Origin of the sequence: Nitrospira defluvii (assembly GCF_905220995.1) — a bacterium.
Taxonomy (GTDB): domain Bacteria; phylum Nitrospirota; class Nitrospiria; order Nitrospirales; family Nitrospiraceae; genus Nitrospira_A; species Nitrospira_A defluvii_C.
Map to the genome: position 1 here is coordinate 159370 of NZ_CAJNBJ010000016.1, position 15555 is coordinate 174924.

The following is a 15555-nucleotide window of genomic DNA, read 5'->3' on the forward strand; positions in this document are numbered from 1 at the left end:
ATCGGTCACCGCTTTCAGCCAGTCGAACAAGAGGCATTACATGGAAGTTCGCACACTCCTCGAAGTCATGGTCAAGCAAGAATCCTCCGACCTGTATCTGACCGTCGATGCGCCCCCCATATACCGCATCCATGGCTCGACGCATCGAACTGATGCGCCGCCCTTCACCAATGAACAGTTGGAATCGTTGGCGCTTGCCCTCATGCGAGGGCAGCAACGGGGCGAGTTCGAGGAGAAAATGGAGATGAACCTGGCCCTCTATTACAAGGACCTGGGACGTTTCCGCGTGAATATCTTCCGACAGAAGGGCAATGTCGGGCTGGTATTTCGGCACATCAAGGCGGAAATCATGACGGTCGAGCAATTGGATCTGCCGCCCATCGTCAAAGATATCGCCATGACCAAACGAGGGCTGGTTCTCGTCGTCGGCGCTACGGGGTCGGGAAAGTCCACAACCTTGGCGGCAATGATCGATCACCGAAACACCGTGCATGCGGGCCATATCATCAGTGTGGAAGACCCGATTGAGTTCGTCCATCACCACAAGAAATCAATCGTGACCCAGCGCGAAGTCGGTTTCGATACCCATTCGTTCGGCAACGCGCTGAAGAACACACTGCGGCAAGCTCCGGACGTGATCCTCATCGGTGAAATCCGAGACACGGAAACCATGGAAGCCGCAATTACGTTTGCAGAAACCGGACATCTCTGCCTCGGAACCCTGCACTCCAATAATGCCAATCAATCCATCGAGCGCATCATGAACTTCTTCCCGGTGGAACGACATGCACAAATCTATTTGCAACTCTCCCTGAACCTCAGGGCTATCATTTCCCAGCGGCTGATCCCATCCCTTGACGGCCGCCGGGTCCCCGCATTGGAAATTATGCTGGATACGCCGCGCATCAAGGACCTCATCAAGCGCTCAGAGATTGACACGCTAAAGGAAGCCATGGAGCAGGGCATTGATGAAGGCTGCCAAACGTTCGACCACGTGCTGCTGCAACTCTACAAGGCGGGTAAGATCAGCATTGAACAGGCGCTGATCAACGCCGACAGCGCGAATAACCTGCGCCTCAAGATCAAGCTGGCAGGGCTGAAAGGCGACGATGCGGTCGCTGCACTGCTGGACAAGAATGACCGTGATGAAAAAGGATTCCAGATCCAGGGACAAATGGGCCAAGCGGCGGGCAAGAAGCGTTGAAACTGACGGCCTGAGGGCCGCGCCAGCCCTCACATGAGGACTACTCTCTCACGAGGCCGTGCGGGCCACCCCCGATTAACGAGCCTCCGGCGGCGATTCTCCCATCACCTGCTCCAGGTACGAGGCGATCTTGTTCAACGCCCCGGCGCTCAACTTTCTTCCATACCACGTCGGCATGGTATCTGGGGGAAAACCCGGGACCACATAGGTTCCCGGCGACACAATCGACTCCACGATATATTCCCGAACCGTCTGCGCCTGCCCCCGGTATTGCGGGTCGGTCAGACGGCTTGGGCCCGTCTTGCCCAGCCACAGAGGTGGGCCTACCTTTCCGTTCGCTCCGGCGATCCCCGGAATCTGATGACAGACCGTACACCCGGCACGCACGAAGAGTTCCTGAATCGACTCCTCGCCGGTCACCAATGGCATCATATTGGGGTCAATCCGGGGAACCACCGGCGGGACGAGCGACGACGTCGGTGAATTTTGAATCCCGGCCAAGGCAACCAGCAGGACAAATCCGGCCACTAACGCGGCAACAGCCTTGTTCTTTTGATTCGAGGGTGGAACTGATGGGGAAGAGGTTGGACCGAGCATACCCAGGATAAACGCCCCTTACACGCGTGTTGCACCTACCATACTACGGGATATTTGAGCCGGGCAACCAGATGTCAGGCGGCTCAAGTGGCAAGATGGCCGTTGGCTACTGAGCAGCATCCATTGCGCAACGAAACCCGATCGTACGATCCTGAAAATCCGGCTCCGCAGAAACACGGGCTGATGCTCGGAGCGCCACCGGAAGATCAGACCAGGAGCCGCCACGAATCACCTTTTTCTCTCCTTTTGCCGGACCAGCGGGATTCTTATCGGGGCTCTTCGCATAATATTCGCGATCATACCAGTCGGCGACCCATTCCGCCGCATTGCCAGCCATGTGGTGGAGGCCGTAGGGGCTTCGTCCCCCCTCCTTCAGACCATGACGAACACTCATGCCTTCGACACCGCCGGCCACGCTGACAAGAGTGACCGCTTCATTCACCCACACTCCGCGATTGTAGTTGGCAATGTCCACAAACGGCTGCATAGGGCCCCAGGGGTATCTTCGTCCATCCGTTCCCCGCGCTCCCTTTTCCCACTCAGCTTCCGTGGGCAGCCTCTTCCCGGCCCAGGTACAGTAGGCTGACGCATCAGCCCAACTGACTCCAACCGCTGGACGATCCCCCACCGTCTCTGCCGCCTCATCGTCCCAGGTCGGCGGAGCATCACGTTGCGCCTCCTGAAGGAACTTTCGATAGAGGCGCATTGACACTTCGTATCGATCGATCGCATAGGCATTAAGGGTTACGACATGTTCCGGTCGTTCAGCAGGTAGACCTTCGTTGCTTCCCATCGTAAACGCGCCAGCCGGAATCAACACCATCGGCGCGCCATCCTTACCTTGAATGACAGTGGGTACTGCTTGCTGGCTAGCTGCGACAGACTGTGGTTCCTCGGTCGCAACGCCCCAGGTCGCGGAGAGTAGAAGCGCAGACATCACGACCGCCGTGGCAAATAGACGCATACAGACCTCCCACCCGAGCAACGCGTGTGAGCAATTAATCCCCACGCTTCAGTAAAGTGTAACCGTGCATGCCACCAAACTCAACTGCACAGCGGACGGGCCGGGAACTAGTTGGGAGGGCGGTCAACAGAGATTTTCCAATTACAAGACTGGACGAAGGGACACACGGTGAGGGGCCAACTTCCGTGGAAACAACGCGGCCGGCAGGAGGGACCTGCCGGCCGATCAACTGGTGGGCAGCGGCGGAAGGGGCTACCGGGCAAGTTCGGCCACTCGACGCTCATGATCCTTGATGGCCCGCGCCGCCGTGAGATCGGGCCGTTCCAGCAGATGATGCAACACTTCGTGCTTGAGCTGAACCATCAGCGCCCTATGATGAGAAGAGGAGACCGACACATCCTGGAGCAAATTTAGCCAACCCGTCGTCGCCCCCTCATACCGACTGTTCGGCATGGCCGTGCGCAACTCCTGAAAGACCGTAATGGCATCCGCCCGATTCTCGAATAGTGCCACCAACGCACGGGTATAGTACGCATCTTCACAAGCAGGCCCCTTGTGGCAATTCTTCATTCGTATATCCTGGGCATGGGCAATCACCTGTAGCGGTTTCAATTCCCCGGGATCAGCCTGAAAAAATGCGCTACTCGGAAGCGTGGTGGACGACCCAGGCTTGATCGTCGTGCAGCCTTCAATCCCCCCAACCATCAACATCCAGAGCGCAGCATAAAGAATAGTTCGTTGCGACATCCTAAGCCTCCTCACAAGCGAAATAGTGGTAGTGTGTGGATGCTGATCTCTTAGTTCACTCGGATGTTCTGACTGTACCATCGCAACGTGCTTCAGCCATTCCACAGAGGCCGTACCTCCTTCGTATAGACGGACTAGCTGCACACAACCCTATGCTATATAAATGTTTTTATTAGTCGCAGCTCAGGCGGGCGAGGGTCTGAGGAGGAGGCGGCGCTGGGAGCAAGTACTCTGAGCGAAATAGATGTCGCCCCCCTGGCGGCAGGCGACATATCTTCCTAGTGCCAGTTTGCGGCAAGAATCTGTTGCACGTCTTGTGGCCGCTGGGCGATGGCTTGATCCCAACTTAGCCCGGTCTGTTGAGTAAATCCCGCCATTGCCTGAATGAGTTGATTCACCTGAGTGCTCATCAATTGTTGACCATTGCCGGCTTGAACCGTTTCAATTTGGTCGGCTTCACCGGCATACCAGTTGGCAATTGTCACCTGATCCGTCGAACTATACACTGCAATACGCAAATCATTGGCACTCTGACTCAGCATGAGATCCAGGGGGTTGACCCCGGACGCAAAACTCAAGCGATCCCCGGTCCCACTGGCATCTGTAATCGTGTCCTGGCCATCTCCACGGGCCAGCAGAAACACGTCATCGCCCGTCCCACCATTAAGCACGTCATTCCCTTTTCCACCCGACAATGTATCGTTGCCGCCGCCCCCCATCAAAACGTTGTTGCCGGCGTTGCCGATCAAAGAGTTGGCTAGAGTATTGCCCGTTCCATCGATCGCGGCTGTTCCGGTAAGAGTAAGATTTTCGACATTCGCACCTAAAGTCCAGGTCACCGAGCTTTGCACCCTATCAATGCCGGCATTCAAGGCCTCGACAACCGTGTCCCCCGCCCCAACCACATAGGTGTCATCCCCGGCACCGCCGGTCATTGTGTTGGCGGCATTATTGCCTACCAGAATGTTATTGAGCCCGTTACCCGTACCGTTGATCGCGCCTGTGCCTATGAGGGTGAGGTTTTCAACATTGGTAGCGAGCGTATGCGTCACGGAACTTTGAACGGTATCAATCCCCGCATTCACCGCCTCGACGACAGTATCACCCGCACCAAGGACATAGGTATCATTTCCCGTACCACCGGTTAACCGGTTGGCTGCGCTATTTCCGACCAACACGTTGTCTAGTCCATTTCCTGCCCCGTTAATCGCGGAGGTGCCTGTCAGCGTAAGGTTTTCTACATTGGCACTCAGTGTAAACGTCACAGAGCTTTGAACCGTATCTATGCCGTCCCCGGCTAATTCCGTGACCCTATCGCCGGCATTGTCTACTATATACAAATCATCTCCCTGCGCTCCGATAAGCGTATCTGCCCCAGCCCCGCCATTGAGAGTGTTGGTGGCGCTGTTACCGATCAGGGTGTTGGCCAGACTATTACCGGTCCCGTTGACAGCCGCCACACCCATCAAGGTGAGATTTTCGAGATTCGCGCCCAACGTCCAACTGATATCAGACTTCACAGTATCGGTCCCGGCACTCGCTCCCTCTACAATGATGTCGCCAACCCCTACCACGTAAGTGTCGTTTCCAGCCCCACCAGTCAGGACATTCACCGCACTATTTCCGATTAAAACATTATTCAGAGAGTTGCCGGTACCATTGATGGCGGCGCTTCCAATGAGGGTCAGATTTTCTACATTGGCACCCAGTACGTAGGTCAGGCTCGTCTGCACCGTATCCGCACCTTGTCCGGCTTGCTCTGTCACCACGTCGCTGAGATTATCGACCACATACAGATCATTTCCGGTTCCTCCGGTCATAAGATCTTCGCCCGTCCCCCCGTCCAGAGTGTCATTTCCTGCGCCGCCCAAGAGAGTGTCGTCTCCTCCCACCCCGGACAGTGTATCGTCCGTCAGATTTCCGTACAGATAGTCCGTCTCTTCGGTGCCTATTAGATTCACGCCTGCCGTGTGGGCCAGCATGGCGTTGTAATCCCAAGTGGTCCCATCTGCGAATGTGATGCGGTCAATGCGGAGTGATGAGAACTCAAAAAATCCGCCGAGACTGATTTGATCGGCGGTGTTGTTGATTGTCAAAATCGCATTGCCGCCGAAATCTGGGGTTGCACGTAATGTCACGTCGCCGGGAGCAATCCCTTCCAAGAGTTGCAATGTGTCGACATCGGATGAATCACCTTGATCGTCGATGGAGTCTTGCCCGTACCCTCGGCCAAAGAGATAGACGTCATTGCCAACATGGCCCTCCAGAAAATCATTTCCGGCGCCTCCGTCAAGAACATCATTCCCGTCGCTGGCTCGGATCTGATCATTCCCCCCCATGCCTCGAATGGTATCGTCACCACTGGAACCATAGATTGATTCGTCAGTCCCGACGCCGATAAAGGTTCGTACGCGGGCATCAATCTCGCCAGATGTCCAGATAGTTCCATCCGAAAAAAGGAATTGATCAACCATGTCGGCAGAAGTCTCGTAGTAGGACTGCACGCGTAATTCGTCGGCAGTCCCATTGATCTTCACGACAAGATCATTTGCCTGCCTCTCGAGGCTCAGATTGGTCGGCGCCACGCCCTCCAGAAACTGCACTTGATCGAGTCCCGAATGGGCATACATCTGCATCTCAGTCCGCACGACATCCTGTCCGTACCCAGCGCCGAACACAAATGTATTGTCGCCAGTCCCGATTAACGTGTCGTTGCCCGCCTGTCCATCGAGTCGATGGGAGCCAGATAGCTCATTATCCAAAGCGTTTCCGATTAAATTCACCTGAGTCGTGGGACTCAGATACACATCGTCTTCAATGCTCACATTCTCGACGTTGTCGGGCGCCTGAAATGTGAGCGACTCAGTCGGAGTGAGGTAAATCGTGTCGCGGCCTGCATCCGCTTCCTCGGTGATGATTTGGCCCATAGACCGCAGGTGGTACGCATCATCCCCGGCACCACCGAACAGCTGGTCGGCAACACCAGCCGAATCCAAACTGTCATTGCCCTCGCCACCACGCAACACGTTGTATCCTTCGTTTCCATACAGTCGGTCATTCCCAGCGCCACCATCTAATTCATCATCACCCTCATTACCTTCTAAGACATCATCGCCCAACCCACCGATCAACACATCGTTGCCGCCACGCCCATACAGCAAATCCTCAGCCTGGCTCCCTTGCATGTGGTCGGCAAAGCTCGTTCCATGCAACGTTCCTCCAGTGACAGGGGAGGATAACTGAAATCCGCGGGCCAGCAGCTCACCACTCGTCAACACCGTCCCATTGGCAAATTCGAACTGACGGATGGTGTGAAACTCGGCCGGAGCATTTAATCCAAAGCCGGTGATCTCAATTAAATCTTCATTACCCACGCGCAAAACTAGCGTGTCTGCCGGTGCCACATCCAAACTCAGTGATTCGGCAGTAATTCCTGCACCGAAGATGAGTCGATTGCTTACCACCCCATCATCTTGAATCGTATCAGCGCCGTCCCCCAGATAAAATCGATACGTATCGAGCCCGCTGCCCCCAATCAGAAGATCATCTCCGCTCCCGCCCTGAAGTTCATCATCTCCACCGCCGCCTTGCAGCACATCATTCCCCTCCCCGCCGTCCAACACGTCCGCGCCTACCTGGCTAAGAAAGAACGGGGAATCTCCGAAGAGCAGATCATTGCCGGCTTCACCATAGAGAAGGTCGTCACCAGCATCTCCAACAAGCTGATCTGAACCCTCTCCACCAAACAGCTGGTCCTGCCCTGCACCAGCCCATAGCTCATCATCTCCCTCTTCCCCATCCAACGTATCGTTTCCGCCTGCAAGACTCAGAAGGGTAGGATTGTTCCCATCGCCGTACAGAAAATCGTTCCCTGCCCCCCCGGCCAGCGCGTCATCTCCCTCCCGCCCCTGCACATCGTCGATCCCGTCACCTCCATCAAGCTGATCATGCCCGAATCCCCCGTTCAGCAAATCGTCGCCGGCTTCGCCGGAGAGCACATCATCCCCATCTTGACCAAAGAGCGCGTCGGCCCCATCACCGCCGAAAAGTGTATCGCTGCCGAGATCTCCTTGGAGTTCGTCATCCCCTGCGTCCCCAAACAGCGTGTCGTCGCCCTCCTGGCCAATCAGGCGATCATTGCCAACACCGCCCCAGAGCGCGTCATCTCCAAGACCACCCTGCAACTCATCATCGTCAGCGCCGCCATCGAGGAAATCATTTCCTCCAAATCCGGCGAGCCGATCCACCCCGCTTCCACCGTACAGAATATCGTCGCCGCCACCCCCCTGGAGCTCGTCTGCTCCGGCACCCCCGTCAAGAATATCGTCGGCCCCTGGGTCGCCGGAAAAGTCACCGATTAAGAGGTCATCCCCATCACCTCCGGAGAGCATGTCCGATCCAGCGCCTCCGAACAACGAGTCGTTACCCTCGCCCCCATCAAGCCAATCATCGCCTGCTATCGTTTGAGTGAAATCCGACTCACCATACAGCCGATCGTCACCGGCTCCGCCAAGGAGAATGTCATTGCCGCCATCGCCGACAAGCAAATCGTTGCCCGCCCCTCCATCAAGATAGTCGTCGCCACCAGTCAACGAAATGACCCCAGCTTGTGCTGTTCGGTTCCATATGGAATTGTCATGCACCAGTCCGATCCAACCCGTGGGCCGATTTTCTCCCCGAAGCACATCATCCCCATCACCGCCCAACAGCACATCCGCCCCCATCTCTCCCATCAACGTGTCGTGACCCGCCCCGCCGTCGGCATAGTGCGCCCCACTTCCAATCATTGGTTCCGTGAAGCTCAAATAATTTGCCGTCCCCACGGCATAGTCGTCACCATCGCCACCCAAAAACAGATCTCCATCGGTCACCAAGGCATAATCATCACCATATCCGCCGATCAAATAATCATTCCCATAACCGCCGAAGAACACGTCATGACCGGTTCCGCCATCCAACAGATCGTCAAACGCACCAAGTACAGGCGCATGGTCTCCATGAAGCACATCGTTGCCACCGTCTGCATGAACCTCTATTGCCCCTAAGCCTCCGGGAACCCACTCTTCCGGATCTGCATCGCCTATATAGGTGTCAGCAAAAGGTCCTGTCGGAACTCCCGTGTCGCGCGGCATCCCTGCCATGTCCCGCAACTGAATTCCCATCTGACCGCTCTGGAAATTCTCGTTGACGACGAGAACACCATTGATCAGCAGATCTGACCCCGACATGACATAGGTGGTGTGGCCATCGAGACTGGTATACGTATTCGTGGCATCCCCGGAACGGCGAACACCGCCCTGCAACACACGACCGTCGAAAATGATTTGCCCTAGCGCATCACTATCTTCGATCTGATCCATCCCGTCGCCGGAATGATAGATGTACGTGTCAAAGCCGATGCCGCCTTCGAGGAGGTCGTTGCCGCCCATGCCAGTCAGCCGATTGTTACCGCTATTGCCTGTGATTCTGTTATCCAGATTGTTGCCTGTCCCTGAAGTATTTCCCATTCCAGTCAGGGCTAGGTTCTCCACGTGTGCGCCAAGTGAGAAATTGGCCGAAGCAAGAACCTCGTCAAGCCCACCATTTTCCATCTCAACGACTTTGTCGCCCAAATTATCGACAATATAGGTATCGTCTCCGGCACCTCCAGTCATGCGATCAGCACCACGACCTCCGTCAAGAAAATCTCCGCCTCGCTGCCCTAGTAAAATATCGTTATCAGCTTCGCCAAACAGTCTATCGTTATCTTCACCACCTTCGAGATAGTCTTCCCCACCAGCCCCGCGAATCGTGTCCTCTCCAGTCCCACCATAGATATGGTCGCTTCCACGTCTTCCGATATATTCCCGCCCCTCAGCATCTCCAAAGATCACGGCCTCTGTCGCCGTTGCCCCACGTTGATTGTCAAAGAAGCTGGTCTCATCAACAAACAAGGTCTGGCTTGCCGCGAGCCCGTCTGCCTGGTTGAAACGCAATTTTTCGGCCAACAATTCGGCTCGGTCGCTGAGTGCCATCTGAGTCCACACACCGGTACCGGTACTCGCCTCATATAAATCGAGCGACTGATCCTGGTTGTGAAGGGCAAGATAGTCGACGCCCTTCACGGCAAAGGGATTCAGCTCACGAAGCGCATACCGGTAGGCAAGTCCATCGGTGTCCGCTTGTCGAGCAACGGCAAGAATTTCGCTACTGCTCTTACTGACAAAGCTGACGATTTGATACGCCTGCATTTCCGCCGCGACCTTGACCGCTTGGACATTAGCGTAGAAGGAGTTCCTGAACGTGAGGTTGCCAAAATCATTCGCTTCCCGGCCATATAATGTCGGGGTGTAATTCGGAACGAGAATATATCCAAGAGAGTCCAGCGCTTGTTCGAGAGAATTTCCTTCCGCGACACCCGACACTCCGACAAATCCTGATGCAGATTGACTAGAGGAGGCCGAAAAGATCTCCTCGATAGTGCTTCTCTGCAAACTCCTATCAACCGTCTGAAACAAATCCATCAGCGCCAGCGAGTCCACTAGGAGCGTGATACTGTGCGTGGTTCCCACGCTGCCAATTTCGACGTTCGGCTGACCTTCTATAAAGATCGTGGTCGGCGTCGCATGGATGCCTGAATTAGCCACAAACAATTGATCGTTATGAGTCGCTGCCCCAACTAACTGCGTGATGCGATCAAAGCCAGGCCCTGTCCCAATCTCACCAGGCGGAAGAAACGAATTGGTAGTGCTGAAACCCAAGACGATGGATTGCCGAACATCTCGATATCGCTGATCCGTATACACGCTCCCCATGTTCCCACTGACAAACCAGGTGGAATCGATGGCGTCAAGCTGCGTTTCGGCAAGCTGAAGCATTTCTCGGATCCGTTCCCCCTCAGGGAGACCAGCCGTGCCGCCAACGATTCGCCCACGCCCTGCCCCATTAAACGTATAGGTGGCTTGAACCTCATTAGCATGGAGTTCCGTAAACACCGTCGCCAAATGGCCGCCTAATGAATACCCCGTGACATTGAGCATGACTCCCGGTGGCAGTTTGGCAGGGTCGGCCTTGAGTTCCCGATAATACTTTTCCATGCTCACCAACTGCGCCAGCGCAAACCCGGTTCCCGCAATCTCCCCATCGGCGCCAGGCAAACCGTCTCGTTCCCAATCACCGCCGGCATCTTGATGTTGAGCTTCCGTACTCCTGAAAGAGAGCGTGTATTCGCCGGTGGTCTGATCCTTCATCAACGTCGCCGAAAACCCTGTAGCATCATTGGCGTGATGATCGATGATCTGAAACCGCTGCACAAAATCATGAGCTTGCCCATGGCTAAGCGTTCCGGTAAAGCGAGTAAAGCCTGCTTCGGGAAAGCCTTCGGCATTATTGCCAAGCAGCAAACGTCTAGCCACCTGTTCGGGGCTACTTAAATCGACATTGTTCAAATAGCTCTCCGCTGCCATCTGTTGCAACGCGAACCGGAGCCAATTTGAAATGTTACTTTGCGACATTCTGATGTCCCTTCATCTCTACATTAAACCTAGCCGGTAGTAATACTTCCCCGAGTAGATCATAGGTATAGAAATCAGTCCTTCCAGGTCTTCCTCTCGGACAAGTGTACGCCCCTGGCCACCAAACTCCTGTCAGGCGATTGCGCACATCTCCGCTTCGGAGGAAGCCACGACGAACCGCCACTACTTCATTGCTCTGGGTATCGAGAACAACTAACTCTCCGCCTGCAATACCCAGTTCACGGTCATGTGGTCGCACAATCCCTCGCCAAACGTAACCGTATCGGCTCCCAAGCACTGCAGTGTCCTCCCCAACTAGTATCTTCTTGTTACCTTTATACTTCGCGGTGTATCGTCGATAAACTGTGCCATCCGTCACAACGAGAGACCGTTCTTCAAGAAACACATAAGCTCCTGACCTAACGAGTAATTCTCGTCCAGTTTCGGCGCTACCTTCTGTGACATAACCGTACGGATCCTCCAGCGCATACAGATGCTCAAGCTCCCAATCTGTGGCCTCTTTCCTTGGCCGCATCATGAAGATGCCTTCCACATTGTCCACTGTCTTGTAGATGAACTCCCCCGCTTCGGTTTTGCACAAATGATCGAAATACTGCTCCGATGTCATCCCCGGTCTATAGCCGCTATCCTCCGGCAGGGGATTCGGAATTTTAATTGAATGGGCGAAACGCCCCTCTTCTGTCGCCAATGGATCAGTCGGCTTGAGCTTGGCCACCTCTCCACACACTTCCCCTGGCACCAGCTTCCGGCTCTCACAACTCTGCTTGATCTTCTTAATGGCTTTTCGAAACCGCTCTCCAACTGTCTCGTCTTTATCAAAAAGTCCTGCACTACAGAAACTCGATATGGCTGCCGACAGCAGGCCAACAAGAACCAGCATGCCGAAGATTCTTCTGCTTTGTTTCATAGACAACCCTCTTCCTGAAGATTCATTGCGCTATCTACGCCTCAGTAGGCCCCTACCGCTCCCGCAAACTCTCTTTCATCGACTTCAATAGGGGGCTCAGCAAAAATTCGACCACCCGCCGCTGTCCGGTCTTGATCTCCACCGTCACGGCCATACCGGGAGTCAGATGAATCTGCTTCCCTTCCACCTGCATCGTGGCTCGATCCATACTCACCCGGCTCGCATACACCAGACCGCCTCTGTCCTTATCTAACGGTACCGCATCATCCGAGACGGTCAACACCTTTCCTGGAATCGTCCCATACAAGGTAAACGGAAACGTTTCGATCTTCAGTTCTACAGGCTGCCCTTCCCTCACGAATCCGATGTCCCTATTTTCCAACTGCGCCTCGACCTCAACTGGATGATCCTGAGGCACGACCATCAGCAGCGGCTGGGCAGGAGTTACAACGCCGCCGACCGTGTGCACCGCCAATTGTTGGACAACGCCGTTGATCGGAGAGACCAGTTTCTGGAGCTCCGTTTTTTGTCCGGTTTTCCGGACCTCTTGGATCAGCGACGCGGCCTTCATCTCCATGGCCGAAAGCTCGGTTTGCTTACTCTGCTGAAATTCCGAGATGAGCACCTGGTAGTTCTGTTCTGCCTCAGCCAAGGCCGCTTGGTCCTGACGCAACCTGCTCTTCTGCCCGGCCCATTCCTGCGCCTTATCGATGCGTTGTTGCTCAAACTGGAGATAGTCCATCTTCGACACATACTGTTGTTCCAGTAATGCTCGGTAGGCTGCTGCCCTCTCATTTTCCATCGGAACAGTGGCCTCAAGGCGTCGGAGATTGTCTTTCGTCGCCTCCACAGCCGCTTGACGCTGACCGATAAGATGTCGTGCGGCATCTACCCGAGCGGCATATTCCGCCGTCTGATCCCGCAAGAGTTGCTGCTGCAGCAACACGAATTCTGGATCGGCATCGCTAGGCGCGTTGAAGGTGCTTTGTCCAGTTATCAAAGCATGCAAGCGAGCAGCCTCGACCAGAGCAGCTCGATATTCGTTAGTAGCTCGATCACGGTCGGCACTATTTTGAGTGGCATCGAGTTCGATCAGAACTTCTCCCTGTGTGACCACTTGACCATCTTGTACATGAATAGCGGCGATCACGCCCGTCTCAAACGGCTGGATAGTTTTGGAATAGCCGCTGGGAATGATTTTCCCCGGCGCCACCGCCACGATATCGACCTGACTTAGCGAAGACCATGTCACGGCTGACGCAAATGCCAGCATGATGGTCCAGAGGATCGCCCGTCCGATCGGCGACGGTGGTGCATCCTGAATTTCAAGGATCGCAGGTAGGAACTCGATCGCTTGTCCGGAGGTTCCAGCCCGTGCCGTCTGCCCCGACTCAACTCGCCCCATCGCCCGCCTCCCGGCCAGGTTTCGTAGAAGGACTTTCATCATCACGCCGCACGCCCTTCCTGATGCTGGTGGAGTCGCGTATACATCCCATTGCGCATGAGCAATTCATCATGCGTGCCTTGCTCAACTAGTTGCCCTCGATCAATGACGTAAATCTTGTGGGCAGGACGAACCGTGCTGAGCCGATGGGCAATGATGACGACCGTACGCCCTTTACAAATCTGGGCCATATTTCGCTGGATGATCGCTTCGGACTCGTAGTCCAAGGCACTCGTCGCTTCATCGAAGATGAGAATGCGGGGGTTCGCCACTAAGGCGCGGGCGATGGCAATGCGTTGCCGCTGCCCGCCCGAGAGCGCGCAACCATGCTCTCCAACGACCGTATCGTATCCGTCCGGAAGTTCAAGAATGAACTCATGGGCGCCGGCGAGTTTCGCGGCGTGCATCACACGCTCCATCGGGAGCCCAGGGTCCGTCAATGCGATGTTGTCCCGCACCGAGCGGTTAAACAGAAAGTTCTCTTGCAGCACAACTCCGACATGGCGCCGCAACCAGGCGGGGTCTATCTGCGCGAGATCTACGCCGTCCACTAGCACGCGACCGCGCTCCGGCACATACAGACGTTGCATCAGCTTGGCAATCGTGCTTTTCCCAGACCCTGATCGCCCCACTACGCCGACGATCTGCCCTGGTTGCAGCGAAAGGGAGACGTGCTGAAGCACCGGCGGCCCATCGACACGATACCGAAACCCCACATCCTCAAATACAATCTGGCCGGCAATCTGCGGAAGGGCCGTGCGGTTGGGATTGTAGGTAGGTTCCGGCTTGGCATTCAGAACGTCGCCCAGTCGTTGGATCGAGATACCGACTTGCTGAAATTCCTGCCAGAGGTTCACCATACGCAACAATGGTCCGGTGACTTGCCCCGAAAGCATGTTGAAGGCAATTAACTCCCCGATGCTTAACCCGCCGTCGATGACTTGGTAGGCGCCCACCCACATAATGGCAATGGTGGTCGATTTCTGAATACAGGCCGCCACTTGCCCAGCCACCGTCATGAGGCTGGTGGCACGGAAACTCGCCTGGACATAACTGGCTAATTGTTCATCCCATCGACGCTGTAGCGGCGGTTCGACGGCGAGCGCCTTCACCGTTTGAATACCGCTCACCGCTTCCACTAGAAATGCCTGGTTCTCCGCACCGCGGTTGAATTTTTCATGGAGCCGAGCACGAATGGTCGGCGTAATGAGCACCGAGAGCAGGGCAAAAAATGGCAGCGAGGCCATCACCACCAATGTGAGTGTGGGGTTATAGATCCACATCACACCCAAAAACACGACCGTAAACACCACGTCCAAGACCACCGTCACCGAGTTACTGGTGAGAAACTGGCGGATCTGTTCGAGTTCGCGTATCCGCGCCACCGTATCGCCGACCCGCCGGGCCTCGAAGTAAGCCAGCGGCAGAGCCAGGAGATGGCGGAATAGTTGCGCTCCCAGCCCTACATCGATCCGATTAGTGGTGTGGGCAAACAAGTACGTGCGCAATCCGCCGAGCAGCGCATCGAACAGGGCGAGAGCCAACATACCCATCGCCATGACATGGAGTGTCGTGAACCCTTTGTGCACGAGCACTTTATCGATGACCACTTGCGTGAACAGCGGAGTCAGCAACGCAAACACTTGGATAAAAAACGAAGCGAGAACGACTTCCCCCAACAGACGACGATACTTGAGCACGGCGGGGATAAACCACATAATGCCGAACGGAAGATCTTCTATACGTAGGCCTGCACGTTTCGTACAGAGTAATAGGCTCCCGCTCCAGATCGCGACGAACTCTTCCTTCGAGAGAATATGCGGCCGCTCTTTCAGCGGATCCTGCAACAGCACTTTTTCTCCCTGCACTTTTGCCAGGACGACATGCGTCCCGTCGGTTCGTTGAGCAATCGCCGGAAATGGCGTCGCCGCCAGTTCGTCCCACGAGGTGGTCACAAGACCGGCTTTCAGGCCGACGTGTTTCGCGGCACGCACCAAGGCGTTCACCGTCAAGCTGTGACCAGACAGCCCGAATTGATGCTGAATCTGGCCGCCGTCGACCGGCACATCATGAAAGCGTGCGACCAAAAGCAGACACAACAAACCGGTATCCGGCCGAGATGACGTGGTCGAACAAGAATCGATATGGGCAGCTGAGACATCCATGACGGAATGGCGA

At 55.4% G+C, this 15555-nt stretch carries 8 protein-coding genes; 1 reads left to right on the forward strand and 7 read right to left on the reverse strand.

Annotated elements, in window-relative coordinates; genetic code table 11:
* The first annotated feature begins 40 nt into the window (after window positions 1-40).
* Window positions 41-1204: a PilT/PilU family type 4a pilus ATPase gene (locus tag KJA79_RS12390; protein WP_213042361.1), complete on the forward strand. Its 1164-nt coding sequence runs from the start codon at window positions 41-43 to the stop codon at window positions 1202-1204.
* Window positions 1205-1279: 75 nt separating this feature from the next.
* Here KJA79_RS12390 and KJA79_RS12395 read toward each other — a convergent pair whose 3' ends face one another.
* From KJA79_RS12395 to KJA79_RS12425, 7 genes are all read right to left on the reverse strand, one after another.
* A complete protein-coding gene (locus KJA79_RS12395; RefSeq protein ID WP_213042362.1) occupies window positions 1280-1801 on the reverse strand; it encodes a c-type cytochrome in 522 nt (173 codons plus the stop codon).
* Between the two features lie 106 nt (window positions 1802-1907).
* On the reverse strand, window positions 1908-2765 hold the full coding sequence (locus KJA79_RS12400) for a formylglycine-generating enzyme family protein (protein WP_213042363.1): 858 nt from the start codon (window positions 2763-2765) through the stop codon (window positions 1908-1910).
* A gap of 252 nt (window positions 2766-3017) precedes the next feature.
* Entirely contained in the window at window positions 3018-3512 is a 495-nt protein-coding gene (locus KJA79_RS12405; RefSeq protein WP_213042364.1) for a hypothetical protein, read from the reverse strand.
* Window positions 3513-3790: 278 nt separating this feature from the next.
* Window positions 3791-11005 carry a calcium-binding protein gene (locus KJA79_RS12410; protein WP_213042365.1) on the reverse strand — a complete coding sequence of 2405 codons (7215 nt, stop codon included), beginning with the start codon at window positions 11003-11005 and terminating at the stop codon, window positions 3791-3793.
* The gene (locus KJA79_RS12415) at window positions 10992-11933 is read right to left on the reverse strand and encodes a hypothetical protein (protein WP_213042366.1); all 942 of its coding nucleotides are present in this window, start codon (window positions 11931-11933) and stop codon (window positions 10992-10994) included. Before KJA79_RS12415 ends, KJA79_RS12410 begins: the two co-directional genes overlap by 14 nt.
* Before the next feature lie 52 nt (window positions 11934-11985).
* Window positions 11986-13380 (reverse strand): HlyD family type I secretion periplasmic adaptor subunit, encoded by a 1395-nt coding sequence (locus KJA79_RS12420; protein WP_213042367.1) that lies wholly within the window; start codon window positions 13378-13380, stop codon window positions 11986-11988.
* Window positions 13380-15542: a type I secretion system permease/ATPase gene (locus tag KJA79_RS12425; RefSeq protein ID WP_213042368.1), complete on the reverse strand. Its 2163-nt coding sequence runs from the start codon at window positions 15540-15542 to the stop codon at window positions 13380-13382. The genes KJA79_RS12420 and KJA79_RS12425 overlap by 1 nt, the downstream gene beginning before the upstream one ends.
* Between the last annotated feature and the right edge of the window lie 13 nt (window positions 15543-15555).

Excerpts from the sequence above, each read along its gene's own strand:
- KJA79_RS12395 (WP_213042362.1), bottom strand. The coding sequence starts at position 1,801 with ATGCTCGGTCCAACCTCTTCCCCATCAGTTCCACCCTCGAATCAAAAG.
- KJA79_RS12400 (WP_213042363.1), bottom strand. The coding sequence starts at position 2,765 with ATGCGTCTATTTGCCACGGCGGTCGTGATGTCTGCGCTTCTACTCTCC.
- KJA79_RS12405 (WP_213042364.1), bottom strand. The coding sequence starts at position 3,512 with ATGTCGCAACGAACTATTCTTTATGCTGCGCTCTGGATGTTGATGGTT.
- KJA79_RS12415 (WP_213042366.1), bottom strand. The coding sequence starts at position 11,933 with ATGAAACAAAGCAGAAGAATCTTCGGCATGCTGGTTCTTGTTGGCCTG.
- KJA79_RS12420 (WP_213042367.1), bottom strand. The coding sequence starts at position 13,380 with ATGATGAAAGTCCTTCTACGAAACCTGGCCGGGAGGCGGGCGATGGGG.
- KJA79_RS12390 (WP_213042361.1), top strand. The coding sequence starts at position 41 with ATGGAAGTTCGCACACTCCTCGAAGTCATGGTCAAGCAAGAATCCTCC.
- KJA79_RS12425 (WP_213042368.1), bottom strand. The coding sequence starts at position 15,542 with ATGGATGTCTCAGCTGCCCATATCGATTCTTGTTCGACCACGTCATCT.
- KJA79_RS12410 (WP_213042365.1), bottom strand. The coding sequence starts at position 11,005 with ATGTCGCAAAGTAACATTTCAAATTGGCTCCGGTTCGCGTTGCAACAG.